The organism is Sphingopyxis sp. 550B, from assembly GCF_057401805.1.
In genome coordinates this window covers 1,239,912-1,257,869 of record NZ_CM171610.1, presented here as the reverse complement: position 1 = coordinate 1,257,869, position 17,958 = coordinate 1,239,912, and the positions used below count along the sequence as shown (strand labels likewise).

Here is a 17,958-nt window from a genome sequence, read left to right as displayed (position 1 = left end):
TGCGCCGGCCGAGCGTCTCCGCTCGCCGCCGCAACGGCGTTTCCAAACTTCGGTTCGATGATCGGCGGTGTCGCTTCGGCCAGTGGCCGGGCGTCAGTCCTTCGGTACTACGGGCGGCCTTGGCGGTCCCGGCGGGCTCGGCGCCGCGACCCGCACCACAGCTCCGTCGGCGCTGCGCACTTCGACGCTGCCGCTGGCTTCGGCCCGAACGGTCGCCCCCAACCGCGACCGGACGACGCTGTGCCGCCCGCTGTCCCAGCTTCCGACCGTCCGCGCCTCGATCGCATCGTCGGGATCGGACAGCGACTGGCCGGCGCGGCGCATCCGCGCGACGTAATCGGGCGTCACCCCCACCGCCCGCATCGCGGTCAGATCGTCGAGATCGACGTCGGGGAACTGCGCCTGCATCGCACGGGCGTAATCGGGCGAGACGCCCAATGCTCTGGCGCCGATCAGGTCGTCGAGCGCCGCGTGCGGAAACAGACGGCGCATCGCGGCGATATAGTCGGGATCGACCCCGCTCGCCTTCGCGGCGATGATGTCGTCCGAATCGACCGACCCATGACGGCGCATCGCGCGCACATCCTCGGGCGTCACCCCCACCGCGCGCATCCCCACCAGTTCGTCGACGGTCAATGGACCGGCCTGCGGCTTCGCGACCGGGGCGGCTGGCGTCGCGGCCTCCGGGGCGCCGCCCGCGACCGCGGCGGACTGCGGTGCCGCGGTCGGGGCGGGGGCGGCGACGGCGTGGACTGCCGCCGCCGCCCTTTGCCCGGTGGTGGCCGAAAAGGCGGCGAGCGGCGCGGTGATCCCGGCGAGCAGCACCAGGCTCATCAGCATCCAGCTCGCGCTCGCCGGACCGCGCTTCAGGCTCGCGTCGAGGACGCGCGTGATCCGGCGCTTGAGGCTGCCCTTGCCCGGCGCGACGCCGTGCGCGGCAAGCAGCGCGCCCTGATTGTCGTGCCGCGCCGCGCCTACGAGCAGCGTCGCATAATCGGGTCCGTCGATGTCGGCCATCAGCACGGCGTCGTCGGCAGCTTCCTCGCGCAGCTGGTGGCTTTCGCGCGCCAGCATCCAGACCAGCGGATTGAACCAGAAAAGCGCGCAGGCCAGCCGGGCGGCGAGCAGCTTCGCCCAGTCGAGCCGCGCGACATGCGCCAGTTCGTGCGCGATGATCGCCTCGGCCTCGCCGACCGCGCCGACCGCCTTGGGGCTGAGCACGATCGTCGGGCGCAGCACGCCCCAGCTGATCGGCGAGCGCAATTCCTCGCTCACCAGCAGCGCGGTGCCGTGCTTGAAGCCCATGCGCCGCTGCGCCTCGGCCAGGGCCGACAGCCACGACGCCTCGACCAGCACGTCGGCGCGCGCGCGCATCGCGAACAGCCGCACCACCGCCAGCGCCATCAGCGCGAACAGCAGCAGCAGCGGCAGCGCATAGACACCGAGCGCCATGTCGGAGAGCGACGGCCAGTTCCACGTCGCCGCCGCCACGGGCGCCGCATCGCGCAGCGCCTCCGCCGGCATCGCCGCGACTTCCGTCACTGGCAGCGCCGCCGCCTGCCGCACCGACCAGGCGGCCGGCAGCGGCGTCCATTGCGGCAGCAGCAATGCCGCGACCGGGAGCGCCAGCAGCGCAACCAGTCCGGCGTGCGCGACCAGCGACCGCTCGGCCGCCGAACGCGACCGCACGAGGCGCAGGATCGCCAGCGTCAGCCCGGCGATCAGCAGCGATTTCAGGCCGAGCTCCAGCAGGCTCGCGGCGGTGATCGTCATTTCGCCCTCCCTTCGCGCGCATCGGCGATCAGCTTTTGCAGTTCGTCGAGTTCGCTCGCGCTCATCTCATCCTGCATGCCGAGCAGCGCCGCGGCCGCGCTCGTCGCCGACCCGTTGAAGAAGACGCGCACGACCTGGCTCAGCGCCGACTTGCGCGCCGCCTTGTCCGACACGCGGGGCGCATAGAGGAAGCCGCGCTCCGACGCCGTGCGGTCGACGAAGCCCTTGGCCTCGAGCCGCTTGAGCATCGCGCGGATCGCCGACCCCGACAGTGCGTCGCTCAGCGCCTCGCCGATCTCGGCGACGGTCGAAGCGCCCCTTTCATAGAGGATATCGACGATTTCGCGTTCGCGGGGGGGCAAGCTGGACAGCATGGCGAATCACCTCATGCGCTACATTTGTAGCTTAGCTACATTTGTAGCGCCCTCATGGCAAGCGATTTATTCGCATAAGACACACCGCCGGTCCGGATCGCCACCCGATCGTGATTGCGAGGAGCGCGGGCGACGAAGCAATTTCCAGCCATCGGCCTTGCGCAAGGCCGATGGCCGAAGATTGCTTCCCCCGGCTTTCTCCGAGGTCAATGACGAACCGGGCGAGCGCCCTGCTCCCCACTCCCGCCGTCCGCCCTCGCCTCGCGCTTGTCGAACGGCGCCGCATCCGTCACAGACGATGGCGTATATGTCCTGCGAACACGCAGGGACTTGTCCCCCGGCGAAAGCCGGGGTCCATACGCGGCAGCGCAACGCCGTCCGGACCCCGGCTTTCGCCGGGGAATGATTACCCGTCGAAAGGGGATAATTGCCGATGCCGATCATGGCCGCCCGCCTCTATCACGACGGCAAGCTCGTCCGCGATCTCGGCCCCGACGAGACGATCCCCGACGAAAGCGACCCGGGCGATTTCTTCTGGCTCGGCCTCTACGAGCCCACGCCCGGCGAACTCGAAGGCATCGCGGCGCGCTTCGGCCTCCATCCGCTCGCGGTCGAGGACGCGCTCAAGGCGAACCAGCTTCCCAAGGTCGAGGTCTATGGCGACCAGCTGTTCGTCATCGCGCGCACCGCCAACCTCGACGGCGACGCGATCCAGCCGGGCGAGACCGCCTTCTTCGTCGACCGCCATTTCATCGTCAGCGTCCGCCACGGCTCGGCGCGCGGCCATGCCGAGGTGCGGGCGCAGCTCGAATCGAGCCCGGCGCTGCTCGGCCACGGCCCCGACTATGTGCTCCACGCGGTTCTGGATTTCATCGTCGACGGCTATTTTCCGGTCATCGACGCGATCGAGGACCGCCTGCTGCTGCTCGAGGACAGCGTGATGGACACGCCGCTCGACGCCGCCGAGATTCGCCACCTCTACGCGCAGCGGCACCATGTCATCCGGTTCCAGCGGCTCACCGGCCTGATGAAGGACGCCGCGCAAAAGCTCGCGACCGCGCCGCTGCCGTGTATCGACGATCCCGTGCGCCCCTTCTTCCGCGACGTGTGGGATCATGTCCAGCGCGCCGAATTTCGCCTGACCGGCCTGCGCGACGTCGCCGCCTCGGTCGTCGACACCAATTCGCTGCTCGAACAGCAGCGCCAAGGCGCGATCACCCGCCAGCTCGCCGCCTGGGCCGCGATCCTCGCGGTGCCGACCGCCATCGCGGGCATCTACGGCATGAATTTCGAGTATATGCCCGAACTCGACTGGACCTTCGGCTACCCTCTCGCGCTCGCGCTGATGGGCGGCATCTGCGGCCTCCTCTACTGGCGCTTCAAGCACATCGGCTGGCTGTGACCCTTGCCCGCCGGACGCCGCGACCCTAGATAGGGGCCTCACCCCCCAAACGGAGTCGATGGAATCATGGATCGCAACTGAACGCAGCGTCCCCCGCCTTGCCTTCAGGAAAGCCTTGTCCATGCCCGCCATCACCCTCGCCCATCTCGGCTGGTCCACGCCCGACGGCCGCGCCGTCCTTTCGGACCTCGACCTTCAATTCCATCCCGAACGCACCGGCATCGTCGGACGCAACGGTGTCGGCAAATCGACGCTGCTGCGACTGCTGACCGGCGAGATCGCGCCGACATCGGGCCGCATCGCCGTCGACGGCAGCCTCGCGATGCTGCGCCAGACGGTGCAGGTCGATCCCGACGCCCAGGTCGCCGACCTGTTCGGCGCGCGCGCCGCGGTCGCGCTGCTCCGCAAGGCCGAGGCGGGCCGCGCCACCGCCGACGAGCTTGCCGAGGCCGACTGGACGCTCGAAGCGCGGATCGACGAAAGCCTGGCGAGGCTCGGCCTGCCGGTGCCGCCCGACACCCTGCTCGCCCGGCTGTCGGGCGGCCAGCGCACACGCGCCGCGCTGGCGGGGGCGATCTTTGCCGAACCCGATTTCCTGCTGCTCGACGAACCGACCAACAATCTCGACCGCGAAGGGCGCGACGCGGTGCGCGACCTGCTGCGCGGCTGGCGCGGCGGCGCGATCGTCGTCAGCCATGACCGCGAACTGCTCGAAGAGATGGACGCGATCGTCGAGCTGACCGGGCTCGGCGCCGCACGCTACGGCGGCGGCTGGAGCGCCTATGCCGAGCGCAAGGCCATCGAACAGGCCGCCGCCGAAGCCGGGCTCGGGGTCGCCGAAAAGCGGCTCGACGCGGTCCGGCGGCAGGCACAGGTCACCGCCGAGCGCCAGGCGCGCCGCGATGCCGGGGGCCGGCGCAAGGCGGCGCGCGGCGACGAGCCCGCCATTCTGCTCGGCACGCTCAAGAGTCGCGCCGAGGCCAGCGGCGGCGCGAACCGGCGGCTGGCCGACCGCCAGCAGGCCGAGGCCGAACGCGCGCTGTCGGACGCGCGCGGCCGGATCGAGGTCGTCGACCCGCTCGCGGTGGCGCTGCCCGCAACCCGCCTGCCGGCCTCGCGCCGGGTGCTCGAACTCGATCATGTGTCGGCGGGCTATGGCGAGGATGCGCCTGTGATCCGCGACCTGTCGCTGACGATCACCGGCCCGGAACGCGTCGCGCTCGCCGGTCCCAACGGTTCGGGCAAGTCGACGCTGCTCGCGCTCGTCGCGGGAACGCTGACGCCGCAGCGGGGGCGGGTCCGCGTCGGCGTGCCCTTCGCCCTGTTCGACCAGCGTCTTTCGCTGCTCGATCCCACGCTGTCGATCGCCGACAATTTCGCCCGGCTCAACCGGGGGACGACGAACAACCAGTGCCGCGCCGCGCTCGCGCGCTTCCGCTTTCGCGCCGATGCCGCCGACCGTGTCGTCAGCACGCTCAGCGGCGGCCAGATGCTGCGCGCCGGCCTCGCCTGCACGCTCGGCGCGCCGACGCCGCCGCAGCTGCTGATCCTCGACGAGCCCACCAACCACCTCGACCTCGATTCGCTGACCGCGGTCGAGACCGGCCTTGCCGCCTATGACGGCGCGTTGCTCGTCGTCAGCCACGACCGCCCGTTCCTCGAGGCGATCGGCATCACGCGCACGGTGACGCTGGGCGAATGAGGGGGAAGCGCCCCCTCACCCCTTCTTCAGATGCCGCCGCCCGAGCAGTTCGGCGATCTGCACCGCGTTCAGCGCCGCGCCCTTGCGGAGGTTGTCGCTGACGCACCAGAAGGCAAGGCCGTTGTCGACCGTGCTGTCGTCGCGCACGCGGCTGACGAAGGTCGCATAGTCGCCGACGCATTCGACCGGGGTGACGTATCCGCCGTCCTCGCGCTTGTCGACGAGCATCACGCCGGGCGCCTCGCGCAGGATGTCCTGCGCCTGCTCGGCCGACAATTCCCGTTCCAGCTCGACATTCACCGATTCCGAATGGCCGACGAAGACCGGGACGCGCACGCAGGTCGCGACCACCTTCACCTTGGGGTCGAGGATTTTCTTGGTCTCGACCACCATCTTCCATTCCTCCTTGGTCGACCCGTCGTCGAGGAACTTGTCGATGTGCGGAATGACGTTGAAGGCGATCTGCTTGGTGAACTTCTGCACGTCCTTCTCGTCGCCGACGAAGATCTGGCGCGTCTGGTTCCACAGCTCGTCCATCCCCGCCTTGCCCGCGCCCGAGACCGACTGATAGGTCGATACGATCACGCGCTTGACGCCCGCGGCATCGTGCAGCGGCTTCAGCGCGACGACCATCTGCGCGGTCGAGCAGTTGGGGTTGGCGATGATGTTCTTCGCGGTATAGCCGTCGATCGCATCGGGGTTCACCTCCGGCACGATCAGCGGCACGTCGGGGTCCATGCGATAGAGCGAGCTGTTGTCGATCACGACGCAGCCCGCCGCCGCCGCCTTGGGCGCGTGGATCGCGGTCGCGTCGGACCCGATGGCAAAGATCGCCATGTCCCAGCCGGCCCAGTCGAAATTCTCGATATTCTGGCATTTGACGGTCTTGCCGGTATCGCCGATCTCGACCATCTCGCCCTGGCTGCGCGACGAGGCGACCGCGGCCAGTTCGGCGATCGGGAACTCGCGCTCGGCGAGGATGGCGAGGACTTCGCGGCCGACATTGCCCGTCGCGCCCGCGACGACGATCCGATAACCCATGAACTTGTCCTTTGATGCTGGTGCTTGAAACGAAAAACGACCGGTTTCGCGCTGGGGCGGAACCGGTCGTCTTGGAAAGCTGTTTCGGCTTTGTGGGGAGAAAGCTCTCCTTAGCCTTCGCCGGCTTCCGACCGGTATTCGCGGCGCTCCGCAATACGCGCCGATTTACCGGTGCGGCCCCGCAGATAGTAGAGCTTCGCACGACGGACGGCGCCCTTGCGGACGACGGTAATGCTGTCGATGTTGGGCGAATAGAGCGGGAAGACGCGCTCGACACCTTCGCCGAACGACATCTTGCGCACGGTGAAGTTGGAGCCCATGCCCTTGTTCGAGCGCGCGATGCACACGCCCTCGAAATTCTGGACGCGGGTGCGTTCGCCTTCGACCACCTTCACGCCGACGCGCAGCGTGTCGCCGGGGCGGAACGTCGGGATATCCTTGGCAGCCTTGGCGATTTCCTCGGCTTCGATCGTCTGGATGAGGTTCATGGCCTCTCGTCCTTCTCTTTTCGCCGCGCGCCAGAGGCAGGTCGGTCCCGAGCGTCGACATGACGCTCCCAAAGGTCCGGCCTGCGTAACCGTGTGTCCTCTTCCGCCCTTTGTTTCCGCCAGGCGGCGATCTTCGCATGATCCCCCGATCGCAGCACTTCGGGGATCGTGCGCCCTTCCCATGTGACAGGTCGGGTATAGTGCGGATATTCGATCAGACCGTTCTCGAACGATTCGTCGTCCCCGCTGGAAGCCGCGCCCATTACGCCGGGAAGCAGCCGAATGCAAGCGTCGAGAAGCAGCAGCGCCGCCATCTCGCCGCCCGACAGGACGATATCGGCCATCGACACCTCTTCGATCGCCCGCGCGTCGAAGATGCGCTCGTCGAACCCCTCGAAGCGGCCGCACAGGATGATCGCCCCCGGCCCCGCCGCCAAGTCGCGCACGCGGGCCTGCGTGATCGGCTTGCCGCGCGGGGTCATCGCCAGAATCGGCAAACCGGGATGCTCCGCCGCCGCATGATCGACCGCCGCCGCCAGCACGTCGGCCTTCAGCACCATCCCCGCCCCGCCGCCCGCCGGGGTGTCGTCGACGGTGCGATGCCTGTCCGCCGCGAAATCGCGGATCTGCACCGGCGCGCACGACCACAGGCCGCTCTCGAGCGCTCGCCCCGCCATGCTGTGCCCCAGCGGACCGGGGAACATGTCGGGATAAAGGGTCAGGGGAACGGCGGCGAAGCTCATGGCAGCGGCTCCCATAGCGCCTCGGGCAGCAGCGGACGATCCTTTTCCATCTCTTCGTGCAGCCATTCGCGGAAGCGTTCGATCTTGCGCACGCGGCTGCGGCCTTCGCGATAGACGAGCCAGTTGGCGCCGCCGGGCTGGTAGAGGGTGTCGAACGGCTGGACCATCCGCCCGCTGTCGAGTTCGGCGCGCCACAGCAGCGGCGTCATCAGCGCGACGCCATAGCCCCCCTGCACCGCGCTCGCCTCCTGAAGCTGGCTGTCGAGTTCGACCCCGCGGCGCGGCGGCGGCGCGACGTCGACTCCCGCTTCGGCGAGCCATCCCGCCCACCAGCCGTCGTTCGGCGCGAGCCGCTCGACGCGCAGCAGGTCGACCGGCGCCGCGATCCGGTTCGCGTCGCGAAAGGCCGGCGAGCAAATCGGCGTCACATGGCTGCGGAACAGGAAATCGGCGCGCAGCCCCGGCCAGCCCCCCGGACCGATGCGGATCGCGACGTCGACGTTCGACGCGTCGAAATCGACATAGTCGTTCGACATCGACAGCCGCACCGCCAGATCGGGATAGCGCAGCTGAAAGCGCCCGATGCGCGCGCTGAGCCAGGTGCCGCCAAAGGTGACCGCGGCGCTGATCGTCAATATGTCCGCCTCGTCATCGCCGATCGCGGCGAAGGCGTCGCCCATCGACGCGAAGGCGGCACGGACCGCCGGAAGCAGCCGCTGCCCCGTCTCGGACAGGCGCACCCGCCCTTTCTCGCGGACGAACAGCGCCCGGCCGAGGCGATCCTCCAATTGACGTATCTGATAGCTGACCGCCGCCTGCGTCATCCCGAGCTCTTCGGCGGCGCGCGAGAAATTCTCCCGCCTGCCGGCGGCTTCGAAGGCGCGAATCGCGGCGAGAGGGGGCAGGTTGGGCATCGCCGATCTATAAGTCATCCTTATATCATGCCGCAAAGCTTTTGTTGGCGATATGCGGACGCAAGGCGCATCTGGCTCGCATCCATCCCGCAGGAGAAGAATGATGATCGACGAAATGTGGATGCGCGGCTGGGCCGAGAATCACGGCCGTTTCAGCGCCGACCTCGACCGCGGCTTCGCGTCGCTGGCCACCGCCATCGCCCGGCTACGCCGCCCGCGAGACGCACGCAGCCCCGACCCCCGCCGCCGCAGCGGCATAAGCGGCATTTGCTGAGCAGGCCGGGCGCTACCGCGTCCAGTTCTCGACGCGGAGCCCCGGAACATCGGCAAAATCATCTTCATTGTTGGTGATGATGATCGCTCCGATGCTGAGGGCATGCGCCGCAAGCAGGCGGTCGAAGCGGGCGCGCTTGAACGGCAGCTTCGTATAGGCCCGCGCCGCCGCCTCGTCGAACGGGACAAGCGGTATGGCTTCGATGAACGCTTCGAGGATTTCGGGCGGCGGCGGCTTACCGACGTAAGTGCCATAGGCGACTTCGGCATAGCTGATGACAGACATCGCGATTTCGCCCGGTGCATGGTCGGCGACGCGCGCGGTCAGCAATTCATGTCCGTCGTCCATCGCATAGACAGCGGCGTCGGCGTCTATCAGGTAGCGGATCACGCTTTCTTTGCCGCTTCCTCGGCTGCCTTGCGCGCTGCAATCGCGCTCGGGCGTTCATCGAAGTCCTCGCGCGGCGCCAGCTTGATGCCCGGCGCCTTGCCCGCGAAGCCGCTGACGTCGATCTTCGCCTTGGGCTTGTCGGCCGGTTCGAAACGGAACTGGCCATGCTCTTCGCGCAAGATCATCTCGGTGCCTGCTTCCAGCCCGAGCGCCTTCGGCAACCGCAACGCGACCGAATTGCCCGACTTGAAAACCTTGGCCCGATATTCCTTCGTCATTGCCGTCTCCGTATATACATTATGTATATACTATTCGACGAAAGCGGCGTCAACGACGATGCCGTCGTCGCTCCACTCCGGCACCGCCTGCGCATTCATCGGGACCATGAAGCGCTTGCCGTTCGGTTTTTCGATTTCGATTATGTCGCCCGCGCCGAAATTCTCGATGCCGGCGACATAGCCCAGCGCGGTTCCATCTGTGGACACGCACGGCAGGCCGATCAGGTCGTGGTGATAATATTCGCCCTCACCCAGCGGCGGCAGCGCCGAGCGGGGAACGGTCAGCAATGTGCCGCGTAAGGCCTCCGCCGCGCCGCGGTCGGTGATTTCGGTGAAGCTGGCGACGGCGCCCTGATTGGCGGTGCGCACCGATTTCAGCGTCAGCTTGCGCCCGCCCGCTTCGAAAACGGAAAAGGCGCGGAGAGCATCCGCGCCTTCGCCGAACAGCTTCAGCCGCACCTCGCCCCGCACCCCGTGCGCGCCGGCGATGGCGGCGAGGGTGACGGGACGGTCCATATCGTTCCCCTCCCGCTTGCGGGAGGGGTTAGGGGTGGGGCGAGCCGAAGGCGAGCGCTCTGACTTGGCGGTCACAGGCCCACCCCCGACCCCTCCCGCAAGCGGGAGGGGAGAAGAATCAACCTTCGGTCTTTTCTTCGGCTTCCGGGACCGGGCCGCCTTCGGCGACTTCCTCGGCGATCGCGGCCGCATCTTCGGCGGTCGCTTCGGCCGGAACCTCGTCGGCCACCGCATCGGCAACGGCTTCGGCCGTCGCTTCGCTCTTCACCGATCCGGTCGCATCCGATTCGGCGGCTTCCGGAGCCGCGGGCGATTCGACGGCTTCGGGAGCCGCAGGTGCTTCGGCGGCCTCGGGCGCAGCCGCTTCCTCGGCGGGCGCCTCGGGAGCCGGAGCCGCGGCGGCTTCCTTCGCGGCTTCCTCGGCCTCGGCCAGCTTCGCGGCCTTCTCCTCGGCGCGCTCCTTGGCCTTCTCGCCCGGCTCGCCCTTCTGCGGGTTGCTGCGCGCGGCGCGTTCCTTGACGCCCAGGACGTCGAGGAAGCGGGCGACGCGGTCGGTCGGCTGCGCGCCGACCGAGACCCAATGCTTCGCACGCTCGACGTCGAGCTTCACGCGATCGGGATTATCCTTGCCGAGCAGCGGGTTGTAGCTGCCGATGCGCTCGATGAAGCGGCCGTCGCGAGGGGACCGCGAATCGGCGACGACGATCTTGTAATAGGGGCGCTTTTTCGAACCGCCGCGCGACAGGCGAATGGAGGTAGCCATGATATTGTCCTTCTTTGTCTGAAAATCGGGAATATTCGGATTATTTCTTCTTGTTGATCAGATTGGCGAGGTCGGGCGGCAGGCCGCCGCTGCCCAGCCCGGGCAGACCGCCGCCCATTCCGCCGCCGCCAAGGCCGGGCATGCCGCCGCCGCGCCCGAACAGCGCACCGAGGCCCTTCAGCCCGCCCATCTTGCGGATCTTCTTCATCGCAGTGGACATTTCCTGGTGCATCTTGAGCACCTTGTTCACCTGCTGCACCGTCGTGCCCGATCCGTTGGCGATGCGGATCTTGCGCTTGGCGTTGATGATCTCCGGCTTCGCGCGCTCCCTGGGGGTCATCGATCCCATGATCGCGTCGAAATGCACGAGCATCTTGTCGTCGGTGCCGCTCTGCGCCATCGCCGCCTGCGCCTTCTTGAGGCCGGGGATCATGCCGGCGAGCGCGCCGAGCCCGCCCATGCGGCGCATCTGGTTGAGCTGCGTGCGAAGGTCGTTCAGGTCGAACTGCCCCTTCGCCATCTTCTTCGCCATCGCCTCGGCCTCGTCGGCCTGGATGGTCTCGGCGGCACGCTCGACAAGGCTGACGACGTCGCCCATGCCGAGGATGCGGTTGGCGATGCGCGCGGGGTGAAAGGTCTCCAGCCCGTCGAGCTTCTCGCCCGTGCCCGCGAACTTGATCGGCTTGCCGGTGACGGCGCGCATCGACAGCGCGGCGCCGCCGCGCGCGTCGCCGTCCATGCGGGTCAGCACGACGCCGGTCAGCGGCACCTGTTCGGTGAAGCGCTGCGCGACCTGCACCGCATCCTGGCCGGTCAGGCTGTCGACGACCAGCAGGGTCTCGGCCGGCTCGGCGGTGCGCGCCACCGCCTGCATCTCGTCCATCAGCTGCTGGTCGACGTGAAGGCGGCCCGCGGTGTCGAGCAGCAGCACGTCGAAGCCTTGCAGCTTCGCCGCCTGCAGGGCGCGCTGCGCGATCTGGGTCGGCTGCTGGCCCGCGACGATCGGCAGCGTCGCGACGTCGATCTGCTCGCCGAGCACGGCCAGCTGTTCCTGCGCGGCGGGGCGATTGACGTCGAGCGACGCCATCAGCACCTTCTTGCGCTCCTTTTCCTTCAGCCGCTTCGCGATCTTCGCGGTCGTCGTGGTCTTGCCGGAGCCTTGCAGGCCGACCATCATGATGACGGCCGGCGGGGTGACGGCGAGGTCGAGCTCGGCCGCCTCGGCGCCGAGCATCTCGGTCAGCGCGTCGCTGACGATCTTGACCACCTGCTGGCCCGGGGTGACCGAGCGCAGGACATTCTGGCCGATCGCCAGTTCGGTGACCTGGTCGACGAAGCTGCGCACGACGGGCAGCGCGACATCGGCCTCGAGCAGCGCGATTCGCACCTCTCGCATCGCGGCGCGCACGTCGGCCTCGGTCAGCGCGCCGCGGCCGCGCAGCTTTCCGAAAACGTCGCCAAGCCGATTGCTCAGACTGTCGAACATGCGCCTTTACAATCCCTTACCTACACCGCAACGCAAAAGACGCCGGTGAGCGAAACCTCGCCAACCAGCGGCTATCCGTGGACAGAATTTCCGTCGCGGATGTCGATCCGTCCATCCGCATCATGCGGACGCACGCCGCGCCTTTAGGCAAAAGGGCGGCAAAAGGCAAGTCGCGGCAGCGCAGAAGATCGAAGCGACCGCGCCGTTCCGCCGCCCCCGGATCACTTAACGCAAATTTCACCGCTTCGCGGGCAGTATCGCGTCGATGGTGGGGACTATTCAGACAATGGCGGCGCCCAGGCGGCGCGATCGCAGCGAGGATGCGCGGCGCGATATCGTTGCCGGCGGCATCGTCGTTGCGGCGATCCTGCTTTTCGTGGGCACCGGCAGCAACGTGATGCAGGCGGTGGTCCAGACGCTGATCGGCCTGGGCGGCGGTCCCGACAAGGTGCTGTCGGTCGCGCTGGTCCTCAACATCGCGCTGATCCTGTTCGGCTGGCGCCGCTACGAGGATCTCAACCGCGAGATCCGCGAGCGGACCGAGGCCGAGCAGCGCGCGCGCTACCTCGCCGACACCGACCCGCTGACCGGTTTCCTCAACCGCCGCGCGCTGCTGGCGCGGGGACAGGAGCTGATCGCGCGCGCCGCGGCGCAGCAGCGGCAGGTCGCGCTCTTCCTGCTCGACCTCGATCATTTCAAGACCGTCAACGACATCCACGGCCACGCCGCGGGCGACCGCGTGCTGAAGGTCGCGGCCGACCGGATCAGCACAGTCCTGCCGCCGAACGCGGCCAAGGCGCGACTCGGCGGCGACGAATTCGTCGCGATGCTGGTCTTCGAGCCCGCCGCGCGGTCCCAGATCGACGCGCTCGCGGCGCAGCTCGTCGCCGCGCTCGAGGATTCGGTCGCGCACGACGCGCAGCATATCCGCATCGGCGCCTCGCTGGGGATCGCGCTCGCCGACGACGCGAGCACGACGATGGAAACGATGGTCCGCCAGGCCGACATCGCCATGTACCACGGCAAGGACAAGGGCCGGAACCGCCACATCTGGTTCGAACCGGGGATGGAGATGGCGGTCCAGGTCCGCAACCAGATCGAGACCGGAATCCGCGGCGGCATGCCGCGCGGCGAGTTCGTTCCCCATTTCGAGCCGCAGGTCGACATCGCGAGCGGCCGCCTCGTCGGTTTCGAGATGCTGATGCGCTGGGATTCGCCCGAATATGGGATGATCCCGCCCGAACGCTTCATCCCGATCGCGGAGGAAAGCGGGCTGATCGGCGAACTGTCGCTGCAGGTCATCCGCCAGGCGATGGAGGCGGCCAAGGCCTGGGACCCCTCGATCATGCTCGCGGTCAACATCTCGCCGCAGCAGCTGAAGGACCCCTGGTTCAGCCAGAAGCTGACCAAGCTGCTCGTCGAAACGGGCTTTCCGGCAAGCCAGCTCGAGGTCGAGATCACCGAAAGCTCGCTGTTCGAGAATCTGCCCCTCGTCCGCTCGATCGTCACCAGCCTCAAGAATCAAGGCGTGTCGCTTTCGCTCGACGATTTCGGCACCGGCTATTCGTCGCTGTCGCACCTGCGCGCGCTGCCGTTCGACCGGATCAAGATCGACAAGAGCTTCATCGCGGCGATGCGCGGCAGTTCCGATGCGCGGGCGATCGTCGTCGCGATCATCCGGCTCGGCGAAAGCCTCGCCATGCCGATCACCGCCGAGGGGGTCGAGGACGAAGCGAGCGCGATCGAACTGATGCGGCTCGGCTGCCTCAAGGGGCAGGGCTGGCATTATGGGCGCGCGATGTCCGCCGACGACACGGCGCGGATGCTCGCCGACCGCGGCCTGCTGCGGATGCCGGCGTTGCCCGACGCACCGGCGGGCGAGGAAGACGAATTGCGCAAGCAGGCGTGAAACGCCCTCTCCGCAAGGAAAGCGAGAGTCGGGCGGACTCGGACGCCTCGCTAGACTTCCCCGCCCCGCATCCCTAAATGCGCCCGCTATGGCGGATCGTTTCACCAAGATGCACGGCCTCGGCAACGACTTCGTCGTCATCGACGCGCGCGAGCATGCGGTCGCGATGACGCCGGCGCGCGCGCATGCGATCGCCGACCGCCGCCACGGCATCGGGTGCGACCAGCTCATCCTGCTCGAACCGTCCGACAAGGCCGATGTCCGGATGCGCATCTTCAACGCCGACGGCGGCGAGGTCGAGGCGTGCGGCAATGCGACGCGCTGCGTCGCGACGCTGCTCGGCAAGCCCGCGGTGATCGAGACGCTGGGCGGGATGCTGCGCGTCACGCCGGCCGACGGCGGCGCCGAAGTGACGCTCGGCGAGCCGGCGTTCGACTGGGAGCGGATTCCGCTCGCGATGCCGATGGACACGCGCGACATGCCCGTCGCCTGGGACGAGCTCGAACATGGCGCGGCGGTCAATGTCGGCAACCCGCATATCATCTTCTTCGTCCCCGAGGCCGACGCCGTGCCGCTCGCCGATCTGGGGCCGCGGATCGAGAGCGATCCGCTGTTTCCCGAGCGCGTCAACGTCAACGTCGCCAGCCTCGACGGCGAGGACCAGCTTCAGCTGCGCGTCTGGGAACGCGGCGTCGGGCTGACGCACGCGTGCGGCACCGGCGCCTGCGCGACCGCGGTCGCCGCGATCCGCGCCGGGCTGGTTCGCTCGCCCGTCACCGTGTCGCTGCCCGGCGGCGACCTCGTCATCCGCTGGGCCGAGGGCGAGCCGATCGTGATGAGCGGCGCCGCGACGCGCGTGTTCGAAGGCGAGACCGACTGGGCCCGCTTCGGATGAGCGCCGGCCCCCGCGTCGAGGTCGTCAATTTCGGCTGCCGGCTCAACCTCGCCGAGGGCGAAGCGGTCCGCACGGCGGCGCTGCGCGCGGGCGCGACCGACACGATCGTGTTCAACAGCTGCGCCGTGACCGACGAGGCGGTGCGGCAGGCGCGGCAGGCAGTGCGACGCGCGCTGCGCGAACGGCCGGGCGCCAATGTCGTGGTGACCGGATGCGCGGCGGAACTGGAAGCGCAGCGCTTCGCGGACATGGGCGCGCGGGTGGTAGCCAACGATGCCAAGGGGCTCGCCGAAAGCTACCGCCAAAATCCCGGCGCGAAACCGCGCCGGCAATATGCTCCGTCCTACCCCCCCGCCCTCTCCGGCGCCGACCACGCCCGCGCCTTCCTGGGCGTCCAGACTGGCTGCTCGCACGATTGCACCTTCTGCGCCACGGTGCTTGCGCGCGGGACGGCACGGTCGGCGAGCATCGAATCCGTCATCGCCGCCGCACGCACCGCGCTCGACCGCGGCCAGCGCGAGATCGTGCTCACCGGCGTCGACCTCGCCAGCTATGGCGACGACAGCGGCACCAGCCTCGCTGCGCTGGCCGAGGCGTTGCTCGCCCTCCCCGGCCTCGACCGCCTCCGCCTCTCGTCGCTCGACCCCGACCGCATCGACGACGCGCTGTTCGCGCTGCTGACGCAGGAGGCGCGCGTGATGCCGCATGTCCACCTGTCGCTCCAGGCGGGCGACGACATGGTGCTGCGGCGGATGAAGCGGCGCCACCGCCGCGCCGACGCGGTGCGGCTCGTCGAACGGCTCAAGGCCGCGCGCCCCGGCATCGCGATCGGCGCCGACCTGATCGCCGGCTTTCCGACCGAGGATGCCGGCATGTTCGCGAACACGCTGGCGCTGGTCGACGATTGCGACATCGTCTTCGGCCATATCTTCCCCTACAGCCCGCGCGCCGGCACCCCGGCGGCGCGCATGCCGCAGGTCGGCCGCGCCGTCGCCCGCGAGCGCGCGGCACGCCTGCGCGAGGCCAATGCGCGCCGCCGCCACACCTGGATGGACGCGCGGCGCGGACGCATCGCCGCGATGCTCGTCGAGCGCGACGGCGTGAGCGGCCATGGCGAGGATTTCACCGCCCTGACGCTCGCGGCGCCTGCGGCGCCCGGCAGCATCGTGCCGGTGCGCATCGGCGCGCGCGACGGCGAGCGGATGGCGGCAACCCGCATCGACAAGGATGGAACGGCATGAGCACGAGTTGGAGCGAACGGCTGTTCGGCGGCCTGCGCCGCACGTCGGAACGGCTGGGCGAGAATCTGTCGGGGCTGACCGGCAAGGGGCGGCTCGACGACGACGACCTCGACCGGATCGAGGAGGCGCTGATCACCGCCGACCTCGGCCCCGCGATGGCGGCGCGCATCCGCGAGCGGCTCGCGGCGCGGCGCGACGCGGTCGCGGCCGGCACCGAGGAACTGCGCAAGGTCGTGGCCGAAGAGATCGCGGCGGTGCTGCGCCCGGTCGCCGAACCGCTCGAGATCGACGCCTTCCCGCGCCCGCAGGTGATCCTGGTGATCGGTGTCAACGGGTCGGGCAAGACGACCACCATCGCCAAGCTCGCGCACCTGTTCCAGGAACAGGATTATGGCGTGATGCTCGTCGCCGGCGACACCTTCCGCGCCGCCGCGATCGGACAGCTCAAGGTCTGGGCCGAGCGGCTCGGTGTGCCAATCATGGCGGGGCCGGAGGGCGGCGACGCCGCGGGCATCGTGTTCGACGCGGTCAAGCAGGCGACCGCGACCGGCATCGACGTGCTGATCGTCGACACCGCGGGCCGCCTGCAGAACAAGCGCGAGCTGATGGACGAACTCGCCAAGATCAAGCGCGTGCTCGGCCGCCTGAACCCCGCCGCGCCGCACGACGTCGTGCTGGTGCTCGACGCGACGACGGGGCAGAATGCGCTGTCGCAGATCGACGTGTTCCGCGAGGTCGCGGGCGTCACCGGCCTCGTCATGACCAAGCTCGACGGCACCGCGCGCGGCGGCGTCCTCGTCGCCGCGGCCGAGCGCCACGGGCTTCCCATTCACGCGATCGGCATCGGCGAGACGATCGACGATCTCCGCCCCTTCGACGCCGACGAGATCGCGGGCATCATTGCAGGAAATATCCGATGAGCGACCAGCTTCCCGGCGGCCCCGAGCCGATCCCCGCGCCGCCGCCCGCGAAACATGGCTGGCTGAACTTCGCGATCGATTTCGGGCCGCTGCTCGTCTTCTTCCTCGTCTACAAGTTCAGCTCGGGCGGCAGCGGCGCCTTTGCGGCGACCGCCGGGGCGATCAAGGGCACGCTCGCCTTCATGGCCGCGATCGTCGTCGCGATGGCGGTGTCGAAATGGAAGCTCGGCAGGATTTCGCCGATGCTGTGGATGTCGGGCGTCCTCGTCATCGGCTTCGGCGCGCTGACCGTCTGGTTCCACGACGAACGCTTCATCGTGATGAAGCCGACGATCATCTACGCGGCCTTCGCCATCCTGCTGCTCGGCGGCTGGGCGCTGGGCAAGCCGATGCTCAAATATCTGCTGCAGTCGGCGCTCGAAGGCATGACCGAGCGCGGCTGGCTGCTGCTCTCGCGCAACTGGGGCCTGTTCTTCGCCGTCCTCGGCATCGCCAACCATGTCATGTACGAGCTGATCGAGGCGCAGCGGATGAGCTTCGACCTGTGGCTGACGATCAAGGTGTGGGGCGTGACCGCGCTCTCCTTCCTCTTCACGCTGACGCAGGTGCCGGTGATGCTGAAGAACGGTCTGGCAGTGCCGGAGGAAGCCGAAGGCTGAGGGCCGACATCGCCAAATCCCCCATCGTCATTGCGACCCCGGATCGGGTCCGGGGGAAGCAATCTCCAGCCATCGGCCCGAATGAACGCACGCTTGGAGATCGCTCGCAATGGCTATCCTGTGCAGCTCGATAGCCGCGTGCCATAAACCTGCACCGCCTCTTATCCGTTCGTGTCGAGCGAAGTCGAGA

At 68.6% G+C, this 17,958-nt stretch carries 18 protein-coding genes and 1 pseudogene; 8 read left to right on the top strand and 11 right to left on the bottom strand.

All coding sequences use genetic code 11. The features are described 5' to 3' along the window. Window positions 1-93 precede the first annotated feature (93 nt). Both AC2S9W_RS05860 and AC2S9W_RS05855 read right to left on the bottom strand, forming a co-directional pair. Window positions 94-1,773, bottom strand: a complete 1,680-nt coding sequence (locus AC2S9W_RS05860) for a M56 family metallopeptidase (RefSeq protein WP_076073743.1) — start codon at window positions 1,771-1,773, stop codon at window positions 94-96. Then, complete coding sequence (locus AC2S9W_RS05855; RefSeq protein WP_067110709.1) at window positions 1,770-2,147, bottom strand: BlaI/MecI/CopY family transcriptional regulator; 378 nt, start codon at window positions 2,145-2,147, stop codon at window positions 1,770-1,772. Before AC2S9W_RS05855 ends, AC2S9W_RS05860 begins: the two co-directional genes overlap by 4 nt. A 433-nt stretch (window positions 2,148-2,580) precedes the next feature. Between AC2S9W_RS05855 and AC2S9W_RS05850 the strand changes: the two genes are divergently transcribed. Continuing rightward, complete coding sequence (locus AC2S9W_RS05850) at window positions 2,581-3,549, top strand: magnesium and cobalt transport protein CorA (protein ID WP_076077488.1); 969 nt, start codon at window positions 2,581-2,583, stop codon at window positions 3,547-3,549. 121 nt (window positions 3,550-3,670) lie between these two features. Next, window positions 3,671-5,251 (top strand): ABC-F family ATP-binding cassette domain-containing protein, encoded by a 1,581-nt coding sequence (locus AC2S9W_RS05845; RefSeq protein ID WP_076073741.1) that lies wholly within the window; start codon window positions 3,671-3,673, stop codon window positions 5,249-5,251. Window positions 5,252-5,266: 15 nt separating this feature from the next. Here AC2S9W_RS05845 and AC2S9W_RS05840 read toward each other — a convergent pair whose 3' ends face one another. The 4 genes from AC2S9W_RS05840 to AC2S9W_RS05825 all read right to left on the bottom strand — a co-directional run bounded on the left by AC2S9W_RS05840 (window position 5,267) and on the right by AC2S9W_RS05825 (window position 8,455). After that, the gene (locus tag AC2S9W_RS05840; protein ID WP_076073738.1) at window positions 5,267-6,292 is read right to left on the bottom strand and encodes an aspartate-semialdehyde dehydrogenase; all 1,026 of its coding nucleotides are present in this window, start codon (window positions 6,290-6,292) and stop codon (window positions 5,267-5,269) included. Between the two features lie 110 nt (window positions 6,293-6,402). Next, on the bottom strand, window positions 6,403-6,780 hold the full coding sequence (rplS, locus tag AC2S9W_RS05835) for a 50S ribosomal protein L19 (protein ID WP_067110698.1): 378 nt from the start codon (window positions 6,778-6,780) through the stop codon (window positions 6,403-6,405). After that, a complete protein-coding gene (gene trmD, locus AC2S9W_RS05830) occupies window positions 6,777-7,523 on the bottom strand; it encodes a tRNA (guanosine(37)-N1)-methyltransferase TrmD (protein WP_104960273.1) in 747 nt (248 codons plus the stop codon). Before trmD ends, rplS begins: the two co-directional genes overlap by 4 nt. Next, the gene (locus tag AC2S9W_RS05825) at window positions 7,520-8,455 is read right to left on the bottom strand and encodes a LysR substrate-binding domain-containing protein (protein WP_286749584.1); all 936 of its coding nucleotides are present in this window, start codon (window positions 8,453-8,455) and stop codon (window positions 7,520-7,522) included. Before AC2S9W_RS05825 ends, trmD begins: the two co-directional genes overlap by 4 nt. Before the next feature lie 85 nt (window positions 8,456-8,540). Here AC2S9W_RS05825 and AC2S9W_RS05820 point away from each other — a divergent pair, with 85 nt between their 5' ends. Continuing rightward, window positions 8,541-8,711: a hypothetical protein gene (locus AC2S9W_RS05820; protein ID WP_241942519.1), complete on the top strand. Its 171-nt coding sequence runs from the start codon at window positions 8,541-8,543 to the stop codon at window positions 8,709-8,711. Between the two features lie 12 nt (window positions 8,712-8,723). Here the strand turns inward: AC2S9W_RS05820 and AC2S9W_RS05815 are convergent, their stop codons facing one another. The 5 genes and pseudogenes from AC2S9W_RS05815 to ffh form a co-directional block, all read right to left on the bottom strand. Then, the gene (locus tag AC2S9W_RS05815; protein ID WP_076073733.1) at window positions 8,724-9,101 is read right to left on the bottom strand and encodes a type II toxin-antitoxin system VapC family toxin; all 378 of its coding nucleotides are present in this window, start codon (window positions 9,099-9,101) and stop codon (window positions 8,724-8,726) included. Beyond that, a complete protein-coding gene (locus AC2S9W_RS05810) occupies window positions 9,098-9,379 on the bottom strand; it encodes an AbrB/MazE/SpoVT family DNA-binding domain-containing protein (protein WP_076073730.1) in 282 nt (93 codons plus the stop codon). Before AC2S9W_RS05810 ends, AC2S9W_RS05815 begins: the two co-directional genes overlap by 4 nt. Before the next feature lie 30 nt (window positions 9,380-9,409). After that, window positions 9,410-9,895, bottom strand: coding sequence for a ribosome maturation factor RimM (gene rimM / locus AC2S9W_RS05805; RefSeq protein WP_104959293.1), 486 nt, complete (start codon window positions 9,893-9,895; stop codon window positions 9,410-9,412). Between the two features lie 283 nt (window positions 9,896-10,178). Beyond that, a pseudogene (gene rpsP / locus AC2S9W_RS05800) lies at window positions 10,179-10,658 on the bottom strand (30S ribosomal protein S16); the annotation flags it as partial. A 40-nt stretch (window positions 10,659-10,698) separates the two neighbouring features. Further along, entirely contained in the window at window positions 10,699-12,144 is a 1,446-nt protein-coding gene (gene ffh, locus AC2S9W_RS05795; protein ID WP_104959291.1) for a signal recognition particle protein, read from the bottom strand. Window positions 12,145-12,430: 286 nt separating this feature from the next. Here ffh and AC2S9W_RS05790 point away from each other — a divergent pair, with 286 nt between their 5' ends. The 5 genes from AC2S9W_RS05790 to AC2S9W_RS05770 all read left to right on the top strand — a co-directional run bounded on the left by AC2S9W_RS05790 (window position 12,431) and on the right by AC2S9W_RS05770 (window position 17,768). Further along, window positions 12,431-14,053, top strand: a complete 1,623-nt coding sequence (locus tag AC2S9W_RS05790) for a putative bifunctional diguanylate cyclase/phosphodiesterase (protein WP_076073720.1) — start codon at window positions 12,431-12,433, stop codon at window positions 14,051-14,053. Window positions 14,054-14,141: 88 nt separating this feature from the next. Beyond that, entirely contained in the window at window positions 14,142-14,948 is an 807-nt protein-coding gene (gene dapF, locus AC2S9W_RS05785) for a diaminopimelate epimerase (RefSeq protein WP_067110680.1), read from the top strand. After that, window positions 14,945-16,189, top strand: a complete 1,245-nt coding sequence (locus AC2S9W_RS05780) for a MiaB/RimO family radical SAM methylthiotransferase (RefSeq protein WP_104959290.1) — start codon at window positions 14,945-14,947, stop codon at window positions 16,187-16,189. Before dapF ends, AC2S9W_RS05780 begins: the two co-directional genes overlap by 4 nt. After that, window positions 16,186-17,109 carry a signal recognition particle-docking protein FtsY gene (gene ftsY, locus AC2S9W_RS05775; RefSeq protein ID WP_076073717.1) on the top strand — a complete coding sequence of 308 codons (924 nt, stop codon included), beginning with the start codon at window positions 16,186-16,188 and terminating at the stop codon, window positions 17,107-17,109. Before AC2S9W_RS05780 ends, ftsY begins: the two co-directional genes overlap by 4 nt. After that, the gene (locus tag AC2S9W_RS05770; protein WP_104959289.1) at window positions 17,106-17,768 is read left to right on the top strand and encodes an inner membrane-spanning protein YciB; all 663 of its coding nucleotides are present in this window, start codon (window positions 17,106-17,108) and stop codon (window positions 17,766-17,768) included. The genes ftsY and AC2S9W_RS05770 overlap by 4 nt, the downstream gene beginning before the upstream one ends. The last annotated feature ends 190 nt before the right edge of the window (window positions 17,769-17,958 follow it).

Excerpts from the sequence above, each read along its gene's own strand:
- rimM (WP_104959293.1), bottom strand. The coding sequence starts at position 9,895 with ATGGACCGTCCCGTCACCCTCGCCGCCATCGCCGGCGCGCACGGGGTG.
- AC2S9W_RS05770 (WP_104959289.1), top strand. The coding sequence starts at position 17,106 with ATGAGCGACCAGCTTCCCGGCGGCCCCGAGCCGATCCCCGCGCCGCCG.
- AC2S9W_RS05860 (WP_076073743.1), bottom strand. The coding sequence starts at position 1,773 with ATGACGATCACCGCCGCGAGCCTGCTGGAGCTCGGCCTGAAATCGCTG.
- trmD (WP_104960273.1), bottom strand. The coding sequence starts at position 7,523 with ATGAGCTTCGCCGCCGTTCCCCTGACCCTTTATCCCGACATGTTCCCC.
- rplS (WP_067110698.1), bottom strand. The coding sequence starts at position 6,780 with ATGAACCTCATCCAGACGATCGAAGCCGAGGAAATCGCCAAGGCTGCC.
- AC2S9W_RS05855 (WP_067110709.1), bottom strand. The coding sequence starts at position 2,147 with ATGCTGTCCAGCTTGCCCCCCCGCGAACGCGAAATCGTCGATATCCTC.
- ffh (WP_104959291.1), bottom strand. The coding sequence starts at position 12,144 with ATGTTCGACAGTCTGAGCAATCGGCTTGGCGACGTTTTCGGAAAGCTG.
- AC2S9W_RS05850 (WP_076077488.1), top strand. The coding sequence starts at position 2,581 with ATGCCGATCATGGCCGCCCGCCTCTATCACGACGGCAAGCTCGTCCGC.
- AC2S9W_RS05820 (WP_241942519.1), top strand. The coding sequence starts at position 8,541 with ATGATCGACGAAATGTGGATGCGCGGCTGGGCCGAGAATCACGGCCGT.
- AC2S9W_RS05790 (WP_076073720.1), top strand. The coding sequence starts at position 12,431 with ATGGCGGCGCCCAGGCGGCGCGATCGCAGCGAGGATGCGCGGCGCGAT.
- AC2S9W_RS05840 (WP_076073738.1), bottom strand. The coding sequence starts at position 6,292 with ATGGGTTATCGGATCGTCGTCGCGGGCGCGACGGGCAATGTCGGCCGC.
- AC2S9W_RS05810 (WP_076073730.1), bottom strand. The coding sequence starts at position 9,379 with ATGACGAAGGAATATCGGGCCAAGGTTTTCAAGTCGGGCAATTCGGTC.
- AC2S9W_RS05780 (WP_104959290.1), top strand. The coding sequence starts at position 14,945 with ATGAGCGCCGGCCCCCGCGTCGAGGTCGTCAATTTCGGCTGCCGGCTC.
- AC2S9W_RS05825 (WP_286749584.1), bottom strand. The coding sequence starts at position 8,455 with ATGACTTATAGATCGGCGATGCCCAACCTGCCCCCTCTCGCCGCGATT.
- AC2S9W_RS05845 (WP_076073741.1), top strand. The coding sequence starts at position 3,671 with ATGCCCGCCATCACCCTCGCCCATCTCGGCTGGTCCACGCCCGACGGC.
- ftsY (WP_076073717.1), top strand. The coding sequence starts at position 16,186 with ATGAGCACGAGTTGGAGCGAACGGCTGTTCGGCGGCCTGCGCCGCACG.
- dapF (WP_067110680.1), top strand. The coding sequence starts at position 14,142 with ATGGCGGATCGTTTCACCAAGATGCACGGCCTCGGCAACGACTTCGTC.